The 282-nt window shown below is 64.9% G+C and carries 1 protein-coding gene; it reads right to left on the minus strand.

The window, feature by feature from the left end; all coding sequences use genetic code 11:
* A partial coding sequence (locus tag OC490_RS49220; RefSeq protein WP_262064579.1) for an alpha-amylase family glycosyl hydrolase occupies nucleotides 1-282 on the minus strand: 282 nt, incomplete at both ends.

A 282-nucleotide genomic window follows, 5' to 3' on the forward strand; every position in this document is an offset into this window, starting at 1 on the left:
CGCCGAAGTAGTCGACGACGTCCTCGGGCCACTGGTTCGCCTCCGCCAGCAGCACCGTGTCGGGGTACTGGGCGTCGATCTCCTTCCGTACCCGGCGCAGGAACTCATGGGTTGCCGGAAGGTTTTCGCAGTTGGTGCCCTCGGCCGCGTACAGATACGGGACCGCGTCGAGGCGGAAGCCGTCGATGCCCAGGTCCAGCCAGAACTTCAGCGCCGAGATGATCTCCTCCTGTACGGCCGGGTTCTCGTAGTTGAGGTCCGGCTGGTGGGAGAAGAAGCGGT

The organism is Streptomyces sp. STR69 (assembly GCF_024519455.1).
In the GTDB taxonomy this organism is placed as follows: domain Bacteria; phylum Actinomycetota; class Actinomycetes; order Streptomycetales; family Streptomycetaceae; genus Streptomyces.